At 58.2% G+C, this 25,865-nt stretch carries 14 protein-coding genes; 6 read left to right on the top strand and 8 right to left on the bottom strand.

Annotated features, from left to right (window positions below):
* Nucleotides 1-12 precede the first annotated feature (12 nt).
* Nucleotides 13-2,139, top strand: coding sequence for a gliding motility-associated C-terminal domain-containing protein (locus IPP95_08295; protein ID QQS71202.1), 2,127 nt, complete (start codon nt 13-15; stop codon nt 2,137-2,139).
* Nucleotides 2,140-2,204: 65 nt separating this feature from the next.
* On the opposite strand, the gene IPP95_08300 is transcribed toward IPP95_08295, so the two are convergent.
* From IPP95_08300 to IPP95_08330, 7 genes are all read right to left on the bottom strand, one after another.
* Nucleotides 2,205-2,672, bottom strand: a complete 468-nt coding sequence (locus IPP95_08300) for a GNAT family N-acetyltransferase (GenBank protein ID QQS71203.1) — start codon at nt 2,670-2,672, stop codon at nt 2,205-2,207.
* Complete coding sequence (locus IPP95_08305; protein QQS71204.1) at nt 2,669-5,776, bottom strand: UvrD-helicase domain-containing protein; 3,108 nt, start codon at nt 5,774-5,776, stop codon at nt 2,669-2,671. The genes IPP95_08300 and IPP95_08305 overlap by 4 nt, the downstream gene beginning before the upstream one ends.
* A 79-nt stretch (nt 5,777-5,855) precedes the next feature.
* Nucleotides 5,856-8,282: a TonB-dependent receptor gene (locus tag IPP95_08310; GenBank protein ID QQS71205.1), complete on the bottom strand. Its 2,427-nt coding sequence runs from the start codon at nt 8,280-8,282 to the stop codon at nt 5,856-5,858.
* Between the two features lie 112 nt (nt 8,283-8,394).
* Complete coding sequence (locus tag IPP95_08315; protein ID QQS71206.1) at nt 8,395-11,496, bottom strand: T9SS type A sorting domain-containing protein; 3,102 nt, start codon at nt 11,494-11,496, stop codon at nt 8,395-8,397.
* The gene (locus tag IPP95_08320; protein ID QQS71207.1) at nt 11,493-12,479 is read right to left on the bottom strand and encodes a T9SS type A sorting domain-containing protein; all 987 of its coding nucleotides are present in this window, start codon (nt 12,477-12,479) and stop codon (nt 11,493-11,495) included. Before IPP95_08320 ends, IPP95_08315 begins: the two co-directional genes overlap by 4 nt.
* A 207-nt stretch (nt 12,480-12,686) precedes the next feature.
* Nucleotides 12,687-13,622: a T9SS type A sorting domain-containing protein gene (locus IPP95_08325; GenBank protein QQS71208.1), complete on the bottom strand. Its 936-nt coding sequence runs from the start codon at nt 13,620-13,622 to the stop codon at nt 12,687-12,689.
* The gene (locus IPP95_08330; GenBank protein QQS71209.1) at nt 13,619-14,509 is read right to left on the bottom strand and encodes a T9SS type A sorting domain-containing protein; all 891 of its coding nucleotides are present in this window, start codon (nt 14,507-14,509) and stop codon (nt 13,619-13,621) included. The genes IPP95_08325 and IPP95_08330 overlap by 4 nt, the downstream gene beginning before the upstream one ends.
* Before the next feature lie 454 nt (nt 14,510-14,963).
* Between IPP95_08330 and IPP95_08335 the strand changes: the two genes are divergently transcribed.
* The 3 genes from IPP95_08335 to IPP95_08345 are packed head-to-tail and all read left to right on the top strand — an operon-like array spanning nt 14,964 to nt 17,885.
* Nucleotides 14,964-15,728 (top strand): hypothetical protein, encoded by a 765-nt coding sequence (locus IPP95_08335; GenBank protein QQS71210.1) that lies wholly within the window; start codon nt 14,964-14,966, stop codon nt 15,726-15,728.
* 1 nt (nt 15,729) lies between these two features.
* Nucleotides 15,730-16,752, top strand: a complete 1,023-nt coding sequence (locus tag IPP95_08340) for a c-type cytochrome (protein ID QQS71211.1) — start codon at nt 15,730-15,732, stop codon at nt 16,750-16,752.
* Nucleotides 16,749-17,885: a cytochrome-c peroxidase gene (locus IPP95_08345; GenBank protein QQS71212.1), complete on the top strand. Its 1,137-nt coding sequence runs from the start codon at nt 16,749-16,751 to the stop codon at nt 17,883-17,885. Before IPP95_08340 ends, IPP95_08345 begins: the two co-directional genes overlap by 4 nt.
* Nucleotides 17,886-18,074: 189 nt before the next feature.
* Here IPP95_08345 and IPP95_08350 read toward each other — a convergent pair whose 3' ends face one another.
* Entirely contained in the window at nt 18,075-19,562 is a 1,488-nt protein-coding gene (locus IPP95_08350) for an NAD(P)/FAD-dependent oxidoreductase (GenBank protein QQS71213.1), read from the bottom strand.
* A gap of 187 nt (nt 19,563-19,749) precedes the next feature.
* Between IPP95_08350 and IPP95_08355 the strand changes: the two genes are divergently transcribed.
* Nucleotides 19,750-24,267 carry a PKD domain-containing protein gene (locus IPP95_08355; GenBank protein QQS71214.1) on the top strand — a complete coding sequence of 1,506 codons (4,518 nt, stop codon included), beginning with the start codon at nt 19,750-19,752 and terminating at the stop codon, nt 24,265-24,267.
* Nucleotides 24,264-25,865, top strand: a complete 1,602-nt coding sequence (locus IPP95_08360) for a PD40 domain-containing protein (GenBank protein QQS71215.1) — start codon at nt 24,264-24,266, stop codon at nt 25,863-25,865. The genes IPP95_08355 and IPP95_08360 overlap by 4 nt, the downstream gene beginning before the upstream one ends.

Below are 25,865 nucleotides of genomic sequence, written 5' to 3' on the forward strand. Positions count from 1 at the left end.
TCTTCAAACCGCATGCGCACTACCCTGCTCACCCTTTTCCTGGCTTGTTCACTGCACGGCTTCGCCACGCACATCCTGGGCGGGGAGATGTACTACACCTCTCTCGGCAACGACGATTACCAAGTGACCCTGCGCCTTTACCGGGATTGCGGGCCTGCCAACACCAACAATACCGCGCTGGACGCTCAGGCTGCCATCGGCATTTTCAACAGCGCCGGTGTATTGGTGAACACCGTGCATTTCAACCTGCCGGCGGAAACGACCGTGCCGGTGGTGGTGAGCAATCCTTGCCTGACCATCCCGCCGAGCATCTGCACCAAGCAAGGCATCTACACCGGCGTGATCCACCTGCCCTCTGGCACCGGAGGATACACCTTGGCCTATCAGCGTTGCTGCCGGTCCCCTGCCGTGATCAACCTGAGCAACAACCCCAGCTCACAAGGCATGACCTGCACGGTGCAGGTGCCGGACCCGGACGTGACGGGGCCGAACAGCTCACCGGCCTTCGAGAACGACCCGCCCATGGTGCTCTGCTTGGACCAGACCATGACGCTCGACCAACTGGCGGTGGACCCGGACGGCGATTCGCTGGTCTATGCCATGTGCGCACCACTGCAGGGCGGGGACAATACGATCAACATCATGCCCGACCCGCCGGCCGCTCCGCCATACCAGCCGGTGGTCTGGGCCCCGGGCTACTCCACCTCGAACCAATTGAATTCCAACCCGCCGGTCATCTTCGGTTCCAGCGATGGCCTGTTGACGCTTCACCCCACCACGCTCGGCAATTTCGCCGTCAGCTTGAGCGTGACCGAATACCGCGATGGTGTCGCCATCAGCCAAGTGATCCGCGACTTCCGCTTTCTGGTGGTGAATTGTGCACAAGCCATTGTCTCCGACTTCCAGGACCAACAGAGCACCTGTGACGGCCTTTCCGTACTAATGACCAACCAGAGCACGGGGGCGAACTTCTACCACTGGGATTTCGGCGTTCCCGGCACCACTGCGGACACCTCGAACGCGGTGAACCCAGCCTTCACCTACCCCGCGCCCGGGAGCTACACCATCACGTTGATCGCCAATCCGGGCTGGCCTTGTGGGGACACCTCCTACAGCACCTACAACGTCCACGACCCCGTGCAGGTGGAATTCACTGCGCCGCCCACCTTGTGTACCGATCAGCTACCGGTGCAGGTAACGGCCTTCGGGAACTTCACCGCTTCGGCGAACGTGCAATGGGATTTCGGCACCGGCGTATCGCCCGACCCGAACGTGGCCACCACCACCGTCGGTTTTTCCACCTTGGGGAGCCACGCGGTCTCGGTTTCCGTGGACGACGGCGGCTGTACCGATCTCTTCACCGACACGATCCGCGTATTTCCCTTGCCCGTGCCCCTGTTCACTTCGGACACGAACGGATGCGTGCCGTTCGGCCCCCAATTCACCAACAGCTCCACCGCTTGGACGCCACTGTACTACAACTGGCAGTTCGGTGACGGGGACAACAGCACGGACAGCCTACCCGACCATCACTACACCGTGCCAGGCATTTATGATGTCACCTTGTCGGTCTCCACGGATTCCGGCTGTGTGGCCACCCGCACGCTTACCCTTCCGGGCCTGGTATCTGTCTGGCCACAACCCACGGCATGGGCCACGGCCATTCCTTCGGTCACAACGGTGCTCGATCCGGAAGTGACCTTCACGGACTATTCCACGGATGCGGAGCACTGGGATTTCACGGTGGAGGGCATCCACTACGATACCACGAACTTCACGCACACCTTCAGCGATGCGGGCTGGTACACCGCCTACCTCACGGTGACGAGCGGCGTGGGCTGCATGGACACCACCTCGATGCGCATCTTTATCGGCGACCATCTGTTCTTCGCCCCTACGGCCTTCAGCCCGAACGGCGACGGCATCAACGAGGTGTGGACACCCAGCGTGATCGGGGCGCGGGAATACCAGCTCGACATTTTCGACCGCTGGGGCCATTCCGTGTTCAGCACCACCGACCCCTCGAAAGGCTGGGACGGTAAGAACAGCTTGCCGGGGATGTATTCCTACAAGGCGTGGCTCACGGAGTACGGGCCGTTGGAGAAGGAGTACAACGGGAGCTTCGTGCTGATCCGGTAAACCGGCTGGAATAGAACGCTGATGACGCTGAAAGAGCGGATCCACACAGCTAATGCTAGTGTGGGTCAGTCTTCTTCATTCAACACCATGTCCACGTGCGGAATGCCGTCCCAGAGGTAATCGGCGCCGGTTCTTACGTAGCCGAGGTCCATGTAGAATTGTTGCAGGTGCGTTTGTGCCGCGATTGCGGAACGCGTGCTGCCATAGCGTTCACGCAGCACTTCAAATGCTTCCTGCATCACGCGCTTTCCGAGGCCGGTGCCGCGATGCTCCTTGTCCACTACCACGCGACCGACATGCGGTATGCCATCAGTGCTCGGCGGAAGGATCCTTGCATACGCGACCAACGCTCCGTCAGCTTGCCGACCAACCACATGCAAGGCATCGGGATCTTCGCCGTCCACCTCGGGATAGGGGCAGTTCTGCTCCACAACGAAGACGTCTATACGAAGCTTCACGATGTCGTGAAAAAGCTGTGCATCCAGTTCGGAAAAATCGAACACCGACCATTGGAGTTGTTGCACACTGCTCATGCTTCCACCGGCACCAGCATGCCGTCGCTTACGTAGAGCAAGTAGCCTTCCACCGGCTTTCCCTCTATAACGTGAAGTAATTCGGTGTAGGCCCGTACTTGATCCGCATGCTTCTCGGAAGGCGCGCCGGTCTTGATGTCCAGTACACGGAACACATCACCTTCGCGCACTACGCGGTCCGGTCGCACGGCATGGCCCTCAGCATTGAGCAACGTGGATTCGGTATGCACTTCCAAGCCTTCGCGGAAGAAGGGCGCCAGCTCCGGCTTGGCCAAGAGCGCTTCCAATTGCTTCGCGATGGCAGCTGTGACGTCCGGGCTCAGGCCCCAGCTGGTACTTTCCATGGCCACGGCTTCCGGCAGGTCAGCAGGTGTGTGCACGCGGGCCAGCATGGCATGCACGGCGCGTCCGTGGCTGCGATACGGGTCGGGGTCGGCAGGGTCCCAGCCTTCCGGTGCCTCGCGACGAAGGGCCAATTCGCGCTCGCCCTGCGGAGCAGCGGAGGAAAGTTCGAAAGCTGCCGGTTCCTTTGGCAGGGCACCTCTCCGCTCCTTCTCGATCCGCGGGCCACGCATGCCAGCGCTCCACCTGGTGCCCGCTTCCAAGCCCAAGTGCTCGCGCAATGCCTTCGCCAGAAAGTCGTTCACACCTCCTGCAACACTGACGTAGAGCCTTTGTTCAGGACGGGTAAGCGCCACGTAAAGCACGTCGAGTTGATCGAGCTTTGTGAGCCGGTCCTCCTCCATCAGTTCCGGAATACCGAGGTCGGTCAACGCCGAGACCTTCTTCACCAATGCGCTGGGCGGGCCTTCCAATGCGGGTTCCGGCGTGATCCAGGTCCGTTCGCCGTTTCCGCCGCGCGAGCTCTTGCCCGCTTCGGGCACGATCACCACGGGGAACTGCAGGCCTTTTGCCTTGTGGACCGTCATCACTTGGATCGCATCCAGCCCGGGCGTGCCGCCCACGGAGCGACCGCTGGCAGTGCGGTCCCAATGCTCCAAAAAGCCGGGCAGATCGTCGCCGCCCGTCTTGGAGAATGCATGGGCCTCGTTCACCAGACCCATGATGAAGACGTCCGTTGCGGGATCATGTGCGAGCGCCTCGGCGATGCGACAGACCAAGGTGACCAAGGGCAATCTCGCACTGATGCGCGGATGTTCGGAACGCCAGTGTCGGAGTAACTCCTGGGGCTTCTGGCCTTCGGGGAAGGGGTCCACCGTTTCCGCCTTCGCCCGCACCGAAGCAATGGACTGCGCGGCAAGGGCGGCGTTCTCGTCCACCGGTCGCTGCAGCCATGCCAATACATGCACCACCGCGCAGGCAACGGGGTTCGCACCGAGGGTAAGGCCGTCGGGGGATACCACCTCCCAGCCCTGTTGGGCCAAGTGGTCGCTGGCCGTGGCACCTTGTGCTTTGGTACGCACCAGCACGGCGATGTCGCCTAAGCGGAAGTCGTCGGCAAGGCTGTCGCTAACCGCTTTCACCATCAGATCCCATGGCCCGTCTTCCTCGGCTTCCTTACCAGTGGCATAGCAGCTCACCTCCACGTAGCCTTCATCCTCGCGCACCATGGCCTGCTCATGGCGGTCGTACACGTTGCGTTCCTGTTCGTCCAACTCCAACTTCAGTCTGCCGGCCACATCATTATTGAAGGTGATGATGCTCCTTGCCGAGCGGTGGTTCGAAGCCAACGGCTCCACCGGCACGTGCGCACGAATTAATGCCGACTCGAACGCATCGCCCCGCGCCAATAATTCTTTCCTGAAAATTTTCGGAAAGGCGACGAACTGCCGCGCCTCGCCATTGCGCCAGCGGTAGATGGCCTGCTTTGCATCGCCGACCAATAGCACGGAGCCGCCCGTGGAAAGCGCGTTCTCCACCAAAGGCAACAGCGCGTGCCATTGCATCAGGCTGGTGTCCTGGAACTCGTCGATCAGAAAATGCTGATACTTCTCGCCCAAGCGCTCATACAGGAAAGGCGCGGGTTCGTCCTGCACGATGGCCATCACCTTACGGGTGAGGTCGCTAAAGAAAGAGATGCCTTCCTCCCGTTTCAATTCCTCCAAGCGCTGATCAATGGAATTGAGGCTGGCTGTGGCCAACAGGTCGTGCGTGATGGCTTCGACGATGAAATAGTCGCGCATCTCCGTATCGCGCAGCGCCTCCACCGTTCCGATGGTCGTGCGGAACAGGGAGGCAAGGTTTTCGATCGCGCTGATCGCGGACGGCGTGGCAGACCCGGAATGCCATTTGTCGCTTTCCAAGGTTTTTATCACATTCTTACCCATGTCGAACGGGCCATCGAAGTCACGCAGCTTCCTCAAGTAACTGATGAAGCCGCCCTTTCCGTTGGCGAGATCCTTATCGGTGAGCGCGGCACGTTCAATGGCATCGCAGGCATCGGCACCAAGCTTCCGCATGCGCTCGCGGAACTCCTTGGTACGCTGGCGCAAGCGTTTGTACAGTTCGAGGAACTGCTCGCTGTCCATTTCGCGCAGTGTGGCCAGATGCTCCAGCGCGTTCTCCTTAGTGAGCTGCGCAGAAAGCTCGAGCAACGGCTTGTCCGGACGCCAGGAGCTTTCGTCCTCCAGCAATTGCTCACAGGTGGCCACGAGCACCTTGGTGAGCGCGGCGTCACGACCGGCCTCCTCCAACAACAGGTCCACGGCCTTGGCGCGGTAGTACTGTTCCTCGGTGGTCATGCGGAGCTCATGGTCCAGCTGCAGGTCGCGGGAAAAGGGCATCACCACGCGGCGTGTGAAGGCATCGATGGTGCTGATGGCCACCTGCGACCAGTGGTGAAGCATGTGCGTAAGCATCGCTTTCGCACGGCGGTGCAGTTCCTCGGCTGTGATGCCCGCTTCGGCCATCACACTGTCGCGCACGTCGGCCTTGGCGCCGTCCATTGGTTTCTCCGAGGCTAGAGCTTCGAGGTACACCAGCACGCGCTCGCGCATCTCAGCCGCGGCCTTGTTGGTGAAGGTGAGTGCGAGGATGTGTGAGTAGGCCGCAGGATCAGGACCGTGCAGGGAGAGCAGCAGGTAGTGCTTCACCAAGGCGTGTGTCTTGCCGGCACCGGCGGAACTGTGTAGGACCTTGAACATGGATGGCCGAAGTTAGGATGTCGCAAAGACCTCCCCTGCAGTCGATGTTGGGCGGTTGCGGGCTGGAGCCCGGCGGACATTACCAAGTCGCGCGCAACGCCACCATCACGTTCCGGCCCGGTGCGCTCACGCCGCTGGCAAAGACCCGGTAGTTCCGGTCCAGGATATTCTCCACCCCGGCCTGAACGGAAAGGATCCGCGAAAGGGAAAACTCACCGCGCACATTCAACGTCCACCACGCGGGCATTCCGTCCGGTGTGGCACTGCTCAAGTTGTCCTCACCACTGCCGCTGTAATCGGCCAACCGTTTCCATCCGTTGTACAATGCGTAGATCTCCGCATGGATCCGCTTGGCGGAATAATCCACTGCCGTGCGCCCGTACACTGGCGGAATATGGTCCAGCGGCGTGGCAGAGCTGTCCGTGTGCAACCGCCCATAGGTACAGGTGATGCCGCTTTTGAGCGACCAGCGTGCGGTGAACTTGGCAGCAATTTGGGTACTGCCGCCGCTGATGGTCGCCCTGCCCGCGTTGGTCATGGTCGTCACCCGGCTCATCATGCCGTCGTACAGGATGCTGTCGCGTCCGTTCGCTGTGGAGGGCGCCACCACCAGCGCATCGGTGTACCACGTGTGGAAGGCCTGCGCATCGAGGGTGTAACGTTCCGCGAAAGTCTTGCTGATGCCCACCTCCGTGTTCAGCGTGCGCTCCGGACGCAGGCCGGGGTTGGGCACGATCACTTGGCCCGGTGTGCTGTCGAACACTTTTCCGAGGTCGTCCACGTTGGGCGCGCGGAAGCCGGTGCTCGCCAAGGCCGTGACGCGCCATGCTTTTCCCGGCGACCACACCGCGCCCGCCCGCCAATTGAAGGCCGTGTTGTCCTGGGCCACCGTGCCGTTGAGGAACTGGAAGTCCTCCGCGTCGCTGAAGGTGCTGCGCAGGCCCACATGCGAGAGCCGCACCCCTTCGCTCAGCAGCCATCGGCGGTTCAGCTCCACGGTGTGCGTGAGATAGGCCGCGGCATGCGTCATCGTGCTGCTGCCCGGATAGCGCGTACCGAGATAAGAAACAGCACCCGTTACGATGTACTCCGAAAAAGCCGAGGAGGTCACTGCGTCGCGCGTCAGTTCCAACCCGTAGCGCAGCTCGTGCTTGGCGATGCGCTTCTCAAAGTCGGCGTTGAGGCCGAAAATGGTCACTTCCTCGGTGCGGTTCTTCAGGGAATTGCTGCCGAAATTCCTGTTGTGGCGGCTCTGCACCACGCGCTGGCCGTTGGCGGTGATCTGGCTTTGGTCGAAGAATCCGTTCCCTTCCAACTCCAGCGTATAGGCGGCCAACAGCCGCTGTTGTGGACCGTAGTACCATTCGGCGCTGGCGGGAACGATCGCCCCGGCGCTGTCAGTGGAGTAAAGGGATAGGCGGTCGTAGCGCGGCACATCACTGCTGGTGCTCATCTGCAGGTTCAACTGGTGCGTGGTACGTGTGCCGCTGCGGAAGCGCAGCTTCTCCAGCAGGTCCAACTGTTGGTAGCCGGTGCCGGTCTGCACGTCCGGGTCCGGGTTGGGAACGGCCACATCGGCACCATCAATGCGTTCCACGGTGAACGGCTTTTTCCCAAAGTCCGGATACGCGGAAAGGCGCTGTTGCCCTTGGCGGAGGTCCCCGAAATCGCTGGCGGTGATGCTCGTGAAGCTGGAGAGCTTATGACCGCCCAAGCTGATGTCCGCGTGGGCGGTGCGCTCGTCGTTGGCCGTGCTGTAGCGCGCATAGGCCCCACCGTGGAAGAGGCGTGTTCCCGCGCTGTCGGAAAAAGGCGTACTGCGCGTCATCAGGTGTACCACGCCGCCCAAGGCATCGCTGCCGTAGACCACGGAGGCCGGGCCGCTGATCACCTCGATGCGTTCCAACGCGTTGGGGTCCATCGTCATGATGTCCTGCAAATGGCCCGCGCGGTAGATGGCGTTGTTCATGCGCACGCCGTCCACCACCAACAGCACGCGGCTGGCCTCGAAGCCGCGGATCACGGGGCTGCCGCCGCCCATCTGGCTCTTCTGCACGAAGACCGTACCGCTGTTCTGCAACAGGTCGCCGGTGCTTTGCGGGGCATCGAAGGCGATCTCCTTGCGCGCAAGCACGTCGATCTGTTCAGGCACATCCTGCCGGGGTTCCTTGAAGCGGCTGGCGGAAAAAACGAAGGCGTCCAGTTCGGTGGTGCGCGGCCACAGCAATAGCGGACCATCCAACTTCCGCAAGGCCGACGCACGGATCCGCAAAGGCTCGTAACTGATATGCTCCACGCGGACCAAGGCACTGTCCGGGAAACCGGCAAGGCCCACACTGCCGGTGCTATCGGTGGCGGCCTGCCGTGCCGGGGCCTTGGAGGAAAGCACCGCGCCGATCACCGGCTGGCGGCTTGTGCCGTCCAAGACCTGCAAGGCTTGCGCCGAGGCAGGCGATGCCATCAACAGGCAGCTGAACAAGGCGAGAAGTGCAATTCGTACGTCCATCAACTGATCAGCTCGTCCTCTTCCCGAGGGAATATCGGGGCCGCAAATCTATCGCACCACCACCAAACGCACCGCCTGCCCCGCGACGTGGCCAACGAGTCGGCGTCCAAGGTCAATTGATGACCACCTTCGCCAAATGCTGTTCCTTCCCGTGTGATACAATTAGCGTATAGATGCCACGAAGCCCGTTCACGTCGATCGTTTGGACACGTCCTTTCATGCTTCCTGTAAATGCAATCTTACCAAGTGTGTCCACAAATCGGATTTGAGAAATGTCAGTCCTTTCCGCTTGTTCCAGTTCGATGGTCATCTTCCCTTCATTGGGGTTCGGATAGACCTTCACGCCTGTGTCACGTTCATGTTCGGCCTCCTCTCCTAACCCGCCACCTGTTGAGGTGATCTCCATTTTGGGGTGGAAGCTGTTGTCCGGCCCATCACAGGGATGAATGAAAAGATGCGACCCAGGAACCAGGTGAACACGCGAATTCCCGTTGGCCGAAACATGGACTGCATTACCCGCTCTTCCGGTAAAATCGGAAAGACCGATGTCCCCTGCATCCGCTACGATGGAGACGTTATTGGACGCCTCTTGAAAGGTGCTTGAAAGACCGGCCGCATTGGCCGTCGTGAAATACAGATCGGTGTTCAAGGGGCACGCGAGCGATGACTCCCAGATCCCCCGTCCATAAGTGGATGCCCTCAATTTATTCGAGGCATAGTTGATCTCCAGCCCCGTGACGATACAGGCTGGAAACTCATCATTGAAGCAGACCCAACCCGTGTTCTGCGGATCGGTGATGTTATCCGAATTGTAGAGCGACCGGTTCGTATAGAACACGCCCACATCCGTACCCACGTAGAGGCCGTCGGTCGACCCCGTCTCATACACGATCGTATTGATCGGCAATGGCGTCAGCCCAAGGGAATAATCCGTCCACGTGGCACCGCCGTCCGATGTGTAGTATACTCGGCTTGATCCATTGTATGGTTCAGCCAGATTCCCATAGGAACCTACAGCACCGAACGAAACCCAGACGCGATCGACGTGGGCGGGGTCGACCACAATGCCACTGATGGCATACCAATTCACAGGAAGATCGTTGGTAATATCCGCCCATGAAGCTCCGCCATCCAACGTTTTCCAAATTTTCTTTTTAATCAGATTGTCGACATCCCACGTGGGGTTTTCAAATCCGAAGTAGATCACGTCCGGATCTGATGGAGAGATCGCAAACGCGCTACACCCTGAACCCGCTCCGACACCTTGAGCCGTAAAATCAGAAAGCGGGGTCCATGAATTACTGCTTGGGTTGTACCGGAACAGATCATGAAAGCCGATGTACATGTTGTTCTCATGGTCTATCACCAATGGCTGGTCCCTCACATTCCATATATCCGGCGAAATTTGAAGTCCCATATTGAAATTATCCGAGTTACCTGAATTCCCCCATGGTGGCTGAGGCTGCGACACATTCCAAGTTTGCCCACCGTCATTCGTTTTTCCCAAATAGTTCCCACCATTTAGTGTTGAAGGAAGCCCCCAGCCGATTTTCTCACCGATTGCATTCAAGGGATTTTCTCGATCAATGGCCATTCTGTATGCATCTCCCACTATCAAGTTTATCCAACTACCATTCTCATGCGTGGAGAACCCATTGTCCTGTGCCCCGGCCACGATTCTCTCCGGCACTTTTTCCGAGCCGGCAAGTCCGTAGAATTGGCCGACCGCCAAGCCGCTGCCATTGACGTTCCTCCAATGCACCTTATTATTTGGTGGCGGATCTGTGGAGGTCGAATAAAGTACCCCACCGTCCGTTCCAGCCAGCAGTATGTCATTCAATCCATCGGAACTGGCTTGGAACAATTGCAGGGCACGTATATCCGCATGTGTGGAAGTTCCATTATAGGTGCCATTGTATTCTGTTATCTTGAAGAAACTTGTGCCACCATTTGTCGATTTATAGACTTTGCGGCCAATCGACTCCCCATCGTTTTTACCATCTGCCGTATACATTATATTCGTATTTTCATCGGACACAATAAATAGTGGTCCATAATTATTTGTCACAGTATGTAAAAACCAAGTTATTCCGCCATCTGTTGACTGATCGATCCTGGAATCCACACTTGACCTGTAAAGGGCATATAACATGCTATTTGTTGCAGCTAGATAAACAGGATAGCGATTATGTGGGTGATGGAACAAAGAAGCGCTTAGATTCTCGGTTAGCTGGGACCACGTAGAGGTGCTATTGACCCAGCGCCAAAGCCCCCCTTTGAAAAGATCATCATTATCATCAAACCGAGTCGTGGTAACAACGATATTACCTGGGTCCAGCGGGTCTATCACAAGGTTCGCAATATCCAGGGCATCGTTAGCAATTGCAGCGTTCAGCCCCATCGAAGGCCATGTATCCCCTCCGTCCGTGGTTTTGAAAACTTCCTTACCGGTGAAAGCATATATCGTATTGTGGTCCACCGGTGACATCACCAACTTTTTCACGGCAGTGATCTCATTGACAAAGGGGTTGTAATTCACCCCGGTAAAATCCCAAGTCGGGAGCGGGTCCATACCGTTGGAGGTTTTCAATACGCCTACGCCGAAGCCTACATTGCCGGTGTAAAAGCCTGTTGCAATGTAGATGATGTCCGAATTGGATGGGTCTATCAAGATATCGCCAATCCCAAGCCCAGGAAGGTGGGATTGATCGGTGATGTTCTGCCAAACGGGGTCTGCTGCATCAATATCGTTGGTCCTCCATAGCCCACCATTGGGGGCACCGGCATAGACCACGGAAGCGTTGTTGGGATCCCTTGCCACCGCATTGATCCAGCCCATTTCTTGGCGCTCCAGTTGAACGGGACCCAGCAAGCCCCAGCTCGCCGGATAGGAGGATGGACTGGTACATGGCTTCGTTTGGACCAGCGATTTCATAACATCCACATAGTGGCTGAACTTGCCTGTCTTGGCTCCGTCCATCGCGTCGCCCATCCGGCTGCTCCAGAACCATTTCCAGCGTGCGAACAGAACGCCGGCACTCTCCTCGGAGGTATCCGTTGGCGCGGCCTTCAGAGCAGAATCTACCTCGGCTACGATGTTGTAGTAGTTGGCTTGGGGATTACCGATCCGCTTCATATAATCTTGGGCTTCCTGTGCTTGACAAGGAAATTGGCCGAACACCACGAATGCAACTAAGACTCCTGAAATTTTCATTGCTTGAGGATTTTGGTCTGATAAAGAAACTTACCATCCTTATGCACCCGGAGGAAATACAGTCCCTTGGATAGACTGGACATATCAAGCTTTTTTTTCGCATAAGATACGGGAAACCGAAGCAGCTCCCTTCCAAGCAGATCAACAACGGAAACCTCCAATGGAAGGTTAACGGAATTGATACTGAATTCCACATGATTCACGAATGGATTGGGCGAGATATGGAATATACCTTTTCGTATTTCCGTGGCACCTCCAAGAGCTGTTGGCAATTCACCGCAAGGTGCAAGGTATGGACCGCCACAAAGCCCTGTATAGATGATATTCTCATTTACGGAAAAACAACTTAACCCAATTCCATATGAAGCCGGAACAGTATAACATGCTGTTAGGCCATTTGTGGAACCAATCCCTTCAATTATCGAAGTCTCATGACATGGGTCGTCGGTTAGGAAATTTATTTTCTTGCGGTAGTTGCCCCCAATTTGAATCGAGTCAACAGATTCAACTGTCAATGTCATTCCCCCGCAAAGGCCAAGTCCTCCGTAAAGCCCCTTGAGCGTATCTCCCAATTCAAGGGTAAAGTCATAGAGCAGGGTATCCGATGCCATGCCAAGCTGCCGCCAATAGACTTTATGAGCGGTCGTATCATCGCGAAGGAAGCCCGCCCCGAGGTCCATGGGGGCTTCACAACATCCACCAGTGTAGATCACAGATTCCTCCAAGATACTTTTGTAGGTAAAGCCGTCAATCAATGTATCTTCGCCGTAGTAGTTCTTGATGTACATACCTGTTCCACAACTTATGTCGGTGCATCCGGAGACCATCCCCCACACGGCATTGCTATCCGGGAAGGGGTGGTAAACGTTGAACTGGGCGCTGGCTTGGGAAGCCCCGGCGAAGGCAGCTGCGCATAGCAGCGAACATCTGAACAAGCCCAAAAGGGAATGGCGGAAACTCCGGAGGAATGATGATTTTTTCATGGCTTACCGTTGAGACGCTTCAAGTGCCTCCATCCGCTGCTCCAAGGCCCGGTATTTCCCTCCAACCGGAGAATGTACAGCCCCCGCTCTCGCATGTGTTCCGCCCGTTCCACAACTATACACCCCGTCCCATGGCCGGGTCACTTGTGAGCGCGGGGTTTTCTGTGTGTCCATTAGCTAATCAGCTAATCTATCTCATCCGCTAATCTACCTCACCACCACCAACCGTACCGCCTGCCTGCCCCGCTCCGTGGCCACCACCGCCGTGTAAACGCCGGGCGGTTGCGCGGTGAGGTCAATGGTGTTGCCGCCGCCTTGCCATACTTGTTGGCCGGTGGAGGTGTAGACTGCAATGGTATTGGCCAGTGGCAATAGGCCGAGAGTGAATTGACCTGTGGATGGGTTGGGTGTGATGAAGGCCGTCTTTGCCGAATGCAATTCCTCTATACCAACGGGTAATAGCGAGCAATCACACGGAATACCCGGAAGGCCGGGGTGGCCAAATTGGCCGGAATAGACATAATTGTCTTGCACACGCAAACAATTCAGTTCATCAAATCCACCACTAACATTCAGCATGATGATCGGTCCGTATGACCCCCCAATACCGTTTTGCCAAAATATTTGGAAGGCATTTTCAGGATTTACCGCAGGTGCACTTTGAGCATGAATAAATCTCCGCGTGACTGAAACGCCATTATTCTCCAGCGTACTGATTGAATCCACGATCACAGACTGGAGCCAATAGAAAGAATTAACCTCCCATGAGATCATGGTTAACACATCATGCACGGTGTCCCCAACGTTTGCACTTATGTCGACCGCGAGATATTCCTGCATGGAGTCCAAAAGCATCACATATCCCTTGCCTGAAGTATCGGACCGCACATAAAAGCGTTGCACCAGATTCGGGTTTTCAAACCATCCGTAGGTAGCGTATTCCAAAATTCGCTTATATGTTTGGCCAAGAACCACTGTATCGGGGTCTGCACCCATGATCAATTGTACGCGTACGAAATCCGAATTATTAAAATCGGAAAAACACCATGATGCTGAGGAGTCAGGATAGGTTTGGGCCATGCATGAATGAGCCGTCATGCAGAACAACAATGTGTTCAACAGTTTCTTTAGTGCTGCACTCATTGTAGAATGATTTTGCCTGTCTTTTGCACACCCTTGCACTCCACCACCACCATGAACAGCCCATGCAGGCCGATGGCGTCAAAACGTTGTTCCGGTCCTTGCATTACTGAGGAAATGGCCAAGTTGCCGGTGGGGCCGTAGACCCGTACCGTCGCTGTTCCATTTTCCGGGATAAGATCAGTATGGATGGTGAAGAAGCCGGTTGCGGGGTTGGGAGTAAGGAAGGCCGTCTTGGCCGAATGCAATTCATCAACACCGACAGGTAACAACGAGCAGTCACAAGGAATACCCGGAAGGCCCGGGTTGCCGGACTGTTCGGAATAGACGTAGGTATCATGTAGCCTTAAACAATCTGGATTTGTATTGCCATATATCATTTCCAGTTGTAATAGAGGGCCGGTCGAACCTCCAATTCCTGACTGCCAAAACATGTAATAACCAACATATGGGACAAGTGGCTCCCAGCCAATTGCATGTATAAAAAGACGATTGACAGTGATTCCATTGTTTTCCAATAATAGAACAGAATCCACGACCACGGTCCTGATCTCATAGTCTGGATCAGGCCCCCAAGTATAGGATGTTAGCACATTAGGGATCGTATCTCCCGCATTCGCGGCGACATCAACCGCAAGATACTCCTGCATGGAATCGAGCAGCATGACGTAGCCCTTGCCCGAGGTATCGGATCGCACATAAAATCGCTGAACCAGTTCCGAATTATCAAACGAACCGTTCATGGTGTATTCCAATATGCGCTTATAGGTCTGGCCAGCAATCACCGTGTCCGGATCAGGTCCCAAGATCATTTGAATGCGTGTGAACTCTGAATTATTAAAATCGGAAAAGCACCATGATGCGGAGGAGTCGGGATAGGCTTGGGCCATGCATGAATGAGCCGTGATGCAGAACAACAATGTGTTCAACAGTTTCTTTAGCGCTGCCCCCGCTCTCGCAAGTGTTCCAGCCGCTCCGCAGCTATGCTCCTCATCCAATGGCTGGGTCACTTGTGAGCGCGGGGTGTTCAAAGTCATTTGATGGTTTGATCCGACACTGGAACAATCAAAAATAGCGTAACCAATTGCAATTGCGAAAACGTTATTGCGCTCTTCGGACGTTCGGCAACAGGATCATGGATGCTGGATCCTCACCCTCCGCACAGTTCTACCGTCCGCACTCGGTACAAGTGAGTGATGGAGGTTCTTTGAACACGGACCTCTGAAGTTAGGTGGTGTCCGGACGTTGAGATCGGGTATGGACCCATGAACCCGGACCGCGTTGGATCATCGTAATTTCGTACGGCGGGAGCTGAACATCCATACAGCCCGAACCTACGACCTCATGCCCCGATCCCTGCACTTGTTCATCGGCCTCCCACTGGCCGCCATCCTGATCCTCCCGGCCTGCACTAAGGACCCGGAAGTTCCAGGACCGGTGCTGCACTACACACCGGTGAAGCTCACGGTAAAGCCCGTCTGGAACGGTGCGCCGTTCAACCCCGCGACCCATTATCAAACACCTGTTGGAAACCAAGTGACGGTGAGCTTGGTGAAATTCTATCTCTCCTACTTCACCGTGGTCGAAAATGGTGCGGAGGACCGGCTCTTCGACGCAGACCTGTTCGACGTGACCAACGGGCCATTGACGCGCGTGCTGTCCATGACCGCCAGTGATCCGCATGAGCTCAGATTCGGCCTGGGTCTTCCACCGGCGATCAATCACATCGACATTGCCACCATCCCGCCGAACGCGCCCACCGGCAACAACAGCGGCATGTATTGGACTTGGGCGTCGATGTACCGCTTTGTGCTCTTCGAGGGGCATTTCGATACCGACCTGACGAACACCGGTGATCTCCCCTACAACTTCTCCCTCCATACCGGGCTGGACACGTGCTATCGTGAGCGTTCCATTCCGATCAACCTGCAACCCGGTGCTGACGATACCGCGCGACTGACCATACTGTTGGACGTTTCGCGGTTCTTCACGAACGGCACCGACACCTTGGACCTGACCCAGGGCGCATCGTGGCACGGCGAAGTGGACAACCTCGGCCTGGCCCTGAAGTTGGCGAATTTGCAAAGCGCCGCGTTCAGCGTGGAATGAGATGAGACCGACGTTGTGGATGGCCGCCCTGTTGCTGGTGATACTGGCTATTGTCGCTTGCACCAAGGATGAAGCGACCATGGCGGTTGCCGATGCTCCGTTCATACTTCAACTGCCACCTGGCGCACCCGCACCTCCCGTTCCTGCGGACAATCCGCTCACGCTGGCTTCGGTGAAGCTTGGCAAAGCTTTGTTCTTCGATGAGCGCCTTTCACTGGGCCGCGGCATTTCCTGTGCCTCGTGCCATCAACCGGGCCGGGCCTTCAGCGATACCGTGGCCTTGAGCATTGGCGTGGGAGGCCTCACCGGTTTCCGCAACGCGCCGACCTTGGCCAATGTGGCCTATCCTCCGTTGTTGATGCGCGATGGCGGTGCACCGTCGCTGGAACAGCAGGTACTGATCCCGTTGCTGGACACGGTGGAGATGGATGCCACAGTGGATGCGGTGGTCGCGGCGCTGGGCGATGTGGAGCCTTATCGCTCCGGTAGCATGGCCGCTTACGGCAGGCCCTTCGACCTGTTCGTGCTCACTGCGGCATTGGCCTCCTATGAGCGCACCTTGATCAGCGGGCATTCACGCTTCGACCGCTTTTTCTACCAAAACGATTCAAGCGCACTGACAGCGGAGGAGCAACGTGGATGGGCGATCTTCAACGACGAACGCGGGAAATGCTCCGCCTGCCATTCGGGCTTCGACCTCAGCGACCACGATTTTCACAACATCGGGACGTCGTTGGACCATACGAGCGACGCAGGACGGCAACGCCTCACTTTGCACCCCGGCGACCGCGGCAAGTTCAAGACGCCCACGTTGCGCAACATCGCACTCACCGCGCCGTATATGCACGACGGCAGCATGGCGACCTTGGTGGAAGCGGTCGAACACTTCAACAGCGGCGGCCTTGCCGACCCGAACAAGGACCCGTTGCTGGAACCGTTGCAGCTAAGCAACCAAGAGAAAGCAGATCTCGTCGCCTTTTTACGGACGCTCACGGATGAGCGACCTTTGGACACCGTGGAATGAACCGATCCGCCCTCATACACTTCGCATTGGCGATCGCCGTGATCACCTTGGCAGGATGCCGCCGTGACAAACCTGAGCCGACGCCGACCGCGATCGGCACGCCCTATCATCTTGAGATCCCCAGCAATCTGCCGCCGATGGACATCCCGGCTGACAATCCGATGACCGTGGAGGGCGTGGGCTTGGGCCGCTTCCTGTTCTACGATGAGCGACTGAGCGGTGACAACGGCATGAGCTGTGCGACTTGCCACGCCCCAGCGTTGGCGTTCACGGACGGTAAAGCAGTTTCCAAGGGCATTGACAGCATCGCCGGTAACCGGAGCGCCATGCCGTTGATCAACTTGGGGTACGGGCAATTCTTCTTCTGGGACGGCAGAGCGGCCAGCTTGGAGCAACAGATCCTCCAGCCGGTGACGAACCCGATCGAGATGCACGAGACTTGGCCCAGCGCAATGAGCAAGCTACAAGCCGATGCGGCTTACCCGACGCTCTTCGCGAACACATTCGGGACCGACCAGGTCGATTCGCTGTTGGTGGCCAAGGCCATTGCCCAGTTCATCCGTACCATGATCAGTGGCAACAGTCCGTTCGACAAGTTCCGTAGGGGTGAAGACTTCTTGTCGACTGACGCCCAAGTGGGCTTCGACCTGTTCAAGAAAGAAGGTGGAGCCATCGGCCAGATCATACCCGTGGCAGGCAGCTCTCCGGTGGTGGGCCAAGGCGGTGCGGACTGCTTCCATTGCCACACCGAAGCCGCAGGGCTTTTCACCGATGAGCAGTTCCACAACAACGGGCTGGACACCGTGTTCGCGGACGCCGGACGTGCCGGTGTGACGAACAACCCTGCGGACATGGCGAAGTTCAAGACGCCGACGCTGCGGAACATCATGGTGACGGCGCCCTACATGCATGATGGCCGCTTTGCCACTATCGACCAGGTGTTGGACCACTACAATTCCGGTGGCCATGCCTCATCCACGGTGGACCCGTTCATGAAGTTCACGGACCCGGAAATGCAATTGGGGCTGGACCCCACGAAGCGCCAGCAGATCATCACCTTTCTCAACTCATTGACGGATGATGAATTCCTGACGAACCCGGCATTCACTGACCCGGGACCGCCGCACTTGTAGCGTACATTGTTGCCTCGGTCCTCCAAGCCGGAGACCGCTGTGGGGTTGATGATGGCGCTGCAAGCGCCTACCTCGCGGGTACCGCGCTACAAGCGCGGACCGACTGAATTTGAAAAAGGATCCTATGGCTCAGGGTCCCCTGCGGGAGACCGCTGAGCGAACCAATGCACCACCCAAGCCCCCTGACATTCACGCTGCCTTTTCCGCCGCGTTCGGCCTCCAGATCCCGCAGTGCATGCGGTCGTTGAGCACTTCCGGCTTGAAGATGCTTGTGCCTAACAGCATGCGCGCGCATTCCTGCACCCCTTCCGTAATACTTGGGTGGGGATGCATGAGCGAAGCCAGCTCGCGGATGCCCATGCCGGAGCTCATCATCAGGGCCACGGCCTGTATGGCGCTGCTGGCATGCTCGCCCACTGCACGCATGCCCAGCACGGTCATGTCATCATCGTCCGTGACGATCAATTTAAAGAAGCCGTTCGTTCGCCGCATGGCGATGGCCCTTGCAAGGCAGGAGTAATCGATGCGGGCCGTGCGGTGCGCGATATTCCGCTTCCTGCAATCCTGTTCGTTCAATCCGACGCCGGCCACCTCGGGGTCGAGGAACATGATCGTGCTCACGTTCGCATGGCTGAGCGCATTCCGGTGTACGTCCCAAATGCGTTCCACGGCATGCCTGCCTTCGAGCTCACCGATGTTGACCAGCATATTGGTGCCCATGGCATCACCGACCACATGGATGTGAGGCTGTGAGGTGGTCGTTTCCGACAGCAACACATTCCCTTTATCATCCAGATCCACGCCGGCAAGATCAAGGCCTAAGCTCTCCACGTTCGCCACGCGGCCCACGGACAGCAGTGCTTTCTCCACGGCCACTTCCTCCGTGCCACCATTTTCATAGCGCAAGAGGTAGCGTACGGCATCCGGTTCAGCAGCGATCCGCTGAAGCTGGGCCTGGTGATGGATGACAACACCTTTACGCTCGAGGTTCCGTGCGACAAGCTCGGAGACATCCTCATCCTCGAACGGAAGTATCCGCGGCGCCCGGTCGATCAGATGCACTTTGGTCGATCCGAAGTTGCTGAAGATGGTGGCGAACTCGCAGCCCACCACGCCGGCACCGATGATGACGATGCTCTTGGGGAGTTCCTCGATGCCGAAGATGCCATCGCTGGAAAGGATCTTGCGTTCATCCACCGCGATCCCGGGCAGGCTTCTCGGTCGGCTTCCAGTGGCGATGATGAAGTGGTCCGCTGAAATGCAAGTGGACGTGCCTTCGCGCGTCACCAGCAGGTTATGCGGGTCCACAAAAGCTGCACTCCCCCGGATGTGTTTGAACATGCGGCCCGCTTCGCCGGGTCGTGCGGCCAGCATTTGCATGTGGCACGAGAAGAGGTATTTGCGTTCGAACTGCGCTTCGTTGAGCGCCTTGGAGATCTCCTCCCAGGAAAGCCGAAAGGGTTCCTTGCCCCTGCCGAGCAGCACTTCGTTCGCGGTGGCCACGCGGTGGCTCAGCTCCCACAAGGTCTTAGAGGCAAGCGCCCCGTTGTAGATCCCGGTGCCACCGATGCGGTCACGCTCGATGAGGGCCACCCGCTTACCGAGGTCGATGGCGCGCATGGCCGCGGCATAACCCGCAGGTCCGCCACCGATGACGCAGAGGTCGAAGTTGCCCATGTTCCCGTGGTCCAGGTTTTATCCGCCCTGATACGGCGGTCCGCTCGATTTGTTCGACACGTCCGGAAACCGGCCATCGACCGATCAATGCTGCTGAACGGCCCGCTCGGCCTCTTCGTCAGATCTTTTCCCGGCTTTGGTATCCAAACCGGTCGTGCCCGCGTACAGATGCACGATGAGATCCCCCATGACCATCCGAAGATCGTTGCTATTCCCGGCCTGCATTGCACTATCGGTCGCCTCCATGGCGCAGTGCCCGCAGTTGTTCGACAGCCAAGGGAACCCCAGCGACGCACCGGTCTGGATCAGCTGCTCGGGAGGCAATTTCACGTTGCTCGTGGCTTCAAGCACCGCCACCGGGGCTTACACGATCGACTGGGGCGACGGAAGCGCCGTGCAGAGCGGCGCAGGATTGGCGCCACCTCAAACCGTAAGCCATGTGTATGCCGCCGCCGTGGCCGTGTACACGGTCAATTTCACGGATATCGCCAGTGGATGCGTGGTCACCGGCACGGTGACGATGGAGCAGAGCACCAGTGCCTCGATCCAGATCCCCGTGGGCGGCCTCACCCAGGTCTGCGCACCGCAGAACGTGGACTTCATCAACAGCAGCACCAACACCTCGCCCAATACGGTCTTCCAATGGAACTTCGGTGACGGCACCACATGGGTCACCTACGACTATACGAACCTGGGCCAGGTCCTGTCGCACACCTACCTGCCCGGCACCGTGGGCTGCGAGACGACCGTGCGGCTCAGCGCCGAGAACGCTTGCAACACCTTGCAGGGCGGCCCCAGCATCGCCACGTTCAACCCGATCCGGGTCTGGGACATCGACACGGCGAACATCTCCCCCAGCGCCACTTTGCTCTGCTGGCCGGACAATGAGGTGACCTACCTCAACACCACCAACAGGAACTGCCTTACCCAAGGCAACATCTTCCAGCGTTACGAATCCTGGAACTTCGGTGATTACTGGGGTGCAGGCCACGACTCCATCATTGACTGGACCCCTTGGCCGCCGACCTTTCCGCACACCATCGCCTACCCGGCCATCGGCACCTACGAGGTGATGATGCTGGACAGCAACTATTGCGGGATCGACACCGCATATGTGACGATCAACATCGTGCCACCACCCTCTGTGACCTTGACGGCCAACCCCACGCCGGTATGCGCCGGCCACCCGGTACACTTCAATGAGACCACCATTGGAGGTGCCAACTACTTCCAGTGGGACTTTGACGACGGCAACGGATTCAACTGGACCTCGGCGGGGGATCAGGACCACACGTTCAACACCCAAGGCACTTACGACGTGCGCTACGCCGCAAGTATTCAAGGCGCCACGGCGGGCTGCGCGGACACGGCCATGGCTACCGTGACGGTACTGCCGAGCCCCACGGCACAATTCACCCTGGACGAGCACGCCGCCTGCACCTCCCTCACTACTGACCCGACCAACACCAGCATCAACGCGGCGAACTACCTGTGGGACTTCGGCGACGGCACCACGGATACACAGCCAGACCCGCCCCCGCACACGTATCCCACGGAAGGCGACTATGTGATCACCCTCACCGCCTCGAACAATCAGGGCTGCGACAACACCGCGACCGATACCGTGCATGTCTATGGCGTACCCCAGCCGGTGATCGGTGCACAGAACGTTTGTGAAGGAGCACCCGCGCAGTTCGCCGACCTTACGGTGACCGCCCCGGGGAACCCGGTCCAGCAATGGCTTTGGGACTTCGGCGATGGTAGCACCGACACGGTTCAAGCGCCTGAACACCTCTATGCCGGAGGTGCCACGTACACCGTGACGCTCACGGTCACCACACCTTACTGTTCCGGCACAGGCACCTCCACGATCACGGTGGAACCGAAACCGGTGGCCGCGATCAGTGCCGATCCGTTGAGCGGCTGCTCCCCGATGGACGTGACCTTCACCAATGCGAGCACGGGCGCCACGAACTATGTATGGTACTTCGGCGACGGCGGAAACAGCAATGCTTCCGACCCGGTGCATACCTACCTGAACCCGGGGACCGTGGACAGTGTGTATACCGCCCGCTTAGTGGCCAGCACGGCCTCCGGATGCAGCGATACGGTGAACACCGTCATCACCGTGGCCCCCACCGTACTGTCCATGTTCACCCATGATGCACTCCCGGGGTGCGCGCCGTTGGACGTGAATTTCACCAACAACAGCACCGGCGCAACGAACTTCCAATGGGACTTCGGCGACGGCACGACCAGCACGGTCAATTCACCTTCGCACACCTACGTCAACCAAACAGGAGTGCTCCAAGTGCTGACGGTGACGCTCGCGGTGAGCAACTGGGCGGGATGCAGCAGTACGAGTCAGCAGAGCATCACGGTGTACCCCGCACCCAACTTCACCTTCAGTGCACAGCCGGACAGCGGATGCACGCCTTTGCTCGTGGTATTTCCTTCGGTGATCGGGGCGGTGAGCTACCAATGGAACTTCGGTGATGGAAGTACCGGCGGAGGCCCCACACCGCAGCACACGTACATCAACAGCACGGACAGCATGCTCCACTTCAACGTGAGCTTGGTGGCCACGAACGCCTTCGGATGCGTCGACAGTACTTCAGGCGTGATCGTCGTCTATCCCTCGCCGGTGGCGGCATTCACCATCGCATCCACGTCAGGATGCCATCCGCTGACCACCACCTTGACCAATACTTCCCAAGGTGCCAGCGCGTACCATTGGTCATACGGCGACGGGCAAACTTCCGATACACTGGCCTCCGTTCATGGGCACAGCTGGTACAATTACCAAGGACCCGGAGCAAGCTCAAACCCGGTGTCCCTCACGGCGATCTCCGATGAGGGCTGCACGAATACGGCCACGGCCACGGTACAAGTTTTCCCCCAGGTCCATGCGGCTTTCGTAGCGGACAGCGCTGGATGTTCACCGCTAAACCCGCACTTCGTGAACCTGAGCACGGGCGCGGGCAGCTACCTCTGGACCTTCGGTGATGGAGGTGGTAGCGCCTCCACGAACCCGGCACATCTGTACTCGCAAAGCGGCTTGGCGGACACCTTGTTCCATCCCGTCCTGATCGCCAACTCCTCCTTCGGCTGCAGCGACACGGCAACGACCACGGTGCTGGTACACCCGGCACCGATCGCACAGTTCACCGCCGCGCCGGCCACGGGTTGCGCACCGGTCACGATCAACTTCCAGGACCTGACCATCGGCGCGGCCTCCATGATCTGGCAGTTCGGCGACGGCACGTTCCAGAACGCGATGCCGGGCAACATTTCGCACGACTACGTGAACAATGGGACCGGCCTGGTGCAGTATCCGGTACACCTCACCGCAACCTCTCCTTTCGGGTGTACGGACACCAGCACCGTTCCTGTAACCGTGTATCCGGCCATCGAGGCCCTTTTCCAACTGCCTGCGGAAGCCTGTTCCCCGGCAGTGGTCAACCTTACGGATGAAAGCACAGGGACCACGCAAGCGCTCTGGAACATGGGCGACGGCGTGACCCTTGTGGGCACTGACATCACGCATACCTACGTGAACCCGGGCACTACGGACATCACCTACACCGTGACCCTGACGGCCACCTCCGCCTACGGATGCACGCGAACCCTCCAGCACGACATCGTCATCCACCCCGCACCCTCGGCCTCTTTCATCGCCACGCCTTTCAGCCAAGTATTTCCGGACGCCACGGTAACGTTCAACAACACCACGCCGAACGGCCAATGGGGCTACTCGTGGTCCATGGGGGACGGCAGCAACTCAACGGCGGAAGACCCCGCAGCGTACACCTACTCCACATGGGGAACGTACACGGTCCTGCTCACGGTGAGCACCGGCATGTGTACCGACACCGCAAGCCAACAGGTCACTATCGTCCCGCCCTTGCCGACGGCCTCCTTCATCGGCAGCGGTGAAGGCTGTGCACCTCTTACCATATCGTTCATGAACACATCCCTGCTTGCACAGGGCTATCAATGGCAGTTCGGGGACGGCGCAACGAGCATCGCGGAAAACCCGGTGCATGAGTACTACACGCCGGGCACCTACACAGTATCGCTTACCGCGTTCGGCATGAACGGGGGCACCAGTACCATGGTGAAGTTGGACTCCGTGATCGTGCATCCTTCGGCCATGGCCTTCTTCACCCTTCAGCCCGCCGAAGTGGTGGCTCCGACACAGCCCCTGTTCACGTATAACCTCAGCACCAATTCCTCCAGTTATGTCTGGGACTTCGGTGACGGGAGCTTCAGCAATGACGCGGCACCGGTCCACTACTATCAGACCCCGGGTGTCTTTGACATCTCGCTGATCGCGAACAACGTTTGGAATTGCCCGGACACTTTCAGCATACCGGGGGCGGTGACGGCCATCGCGGGCGGTGAGATCACCTTCCCCAATGCGTTCACCCCGGGTAACAACGGACCCACGGACGGCGTATACGATCCGAACAGCTTCGATAATGACATTTTCCATCCGCTGAGCAAAGGGGTCCAGGAATACAAACTACAGGTCTTCAACCGATGGGGAGAACTGTTGTTCGAGACGGCGGACATCAACACAGGCTGGGACGGATACTACCGCGGACACTTGTCGAAACAGGATGTATACGTCTGGAAGGCCTACGCCAAGTTCGTGACAGGAGATGAGAAACGCATGACCGGAGACCTTACACTATTACGATGAAGAAATCGCAAATACTGCTCCCCATATTGCTCATGGCCATTTCGCTCAGCGGAACGGTTCAGGCACAACGCGGGTACAGCCGCGCCCAGTACAACATGCTGGACGAGGCACGTACACTGATGGAGGCCGGGCAATGGACCGACGCCTACCGGATCTATAAGCGCCTGGTGAACGTGGACACGACATTCGCGGAGACCTATTACGGCATCGGGATGTGCGAGGCCAACATGCCGGACAAGCGTGACCTCGCTCCCGCCCATTTCGAGGTGGCCGCACGTTATGGCAGCATTGAGGGCACGTACCAACTGGCGCTCGCACGGCACCGCCAACAGCGTTTCGCGGAGGAGATCACGTTGCTGGACCACTATCGCAATGAGACCGGCCGGGACGTGCCAAACCAGGAGGTGGACCGGCAGATCGACATAGCGAACACAGCACGGGACCTCACAGCGGACCCCGTGCACCTGCGGATACGGAACATGGGCGCGTCCATCAACTCTCCCGCACACGACTATTGCCCGCTGGTGACCGCCGACGGGAGCACGATCTACTTCACCAGCAGAAGGCCCGGATCCATGGGCGGCCAGCGGGATGAGAGCGGTCAGTATTTTGAGGACATCTACACGGCCCAGCGGATGGACGACATCTGGACACGCGCCATCAACATCCAGGCGCCGGTGAACTCCGCTATGCAGGACGCGACCGTAGGCCTCAGTCCGGACGGCAATGAAATGATCATCTACCGGGCCAGCGACCTGGTGCCGGATGGAGACCTCTTCCTCACCCAACGGGCGCAAGGCGTGTGGAGCACGCCCGAGCGCATGACGGACCAGATCAACAGCAAGGCCCATGAACCCAGCGCGACCATTTCCCCGGACGGCTCGGAGATCTATTTCTCCAGCGACCGCCCCGGCGGATTTGGAGGCCGGGACCTCTATCGCATCCGGCGCCTGCCTAACGGACAATGGAGCCTGCCGCTGAACCTCGGCCCAAAGATCAACACGCCTTATGACGAGGACGCACCATTCCTGCACAGTGATGGCACCACGCTCTTCTTCAGCAGCAACGGGCACAAGACCATGGGCGGCTTCGACATCTTCAAGGCCGCACTGCTGGACCCGGACATGAACGGATGGGGAGAGCCGGAGAACATGGGCTTCCCGCTCAATACCGTGAACGACGACATCTACTTCTGCCTCAGCGAGGATGGCCGTACAGGCTATTTCAGCTCCGAGCGGGCAGGCGGTCTTGGGGGCCAGGACATCTATGAGGTGGTCTTCCCCACCAGCCAAGTGGAGTACCTTTTGGTGCGCGGCGTGGTCACCGACGGCAACGAGGCACCCTTAAAGGCGCGGATCATCCTCACGCGATCAGGTGACGACGAGGTATTCGGTATCTACAACACCAATCCAAGCACCGGACGGTACGTCATGGCGGTCCGCCCCGGCCGTGATTACCATGTAGAGGTAAGCTCCGAGGGCTTCGCGCCTTGGATTTACGACTTCCATGCCGGTGATGATGACACCACCGGGGAGATGATCCTTGATGTTCCCTTGACCCACAACGAACGAACCGCCGGCGCAACCCCTCAACACTGA

It is taken from the genome of Flavobacteriales bacterium (genome assembly GCA_016700415.1).
GTDB lineage: Bacteria > Bacteroidota > Bacteroidia > Flavobacteriales_F > PHOS-HE28 > PHOS-HE28.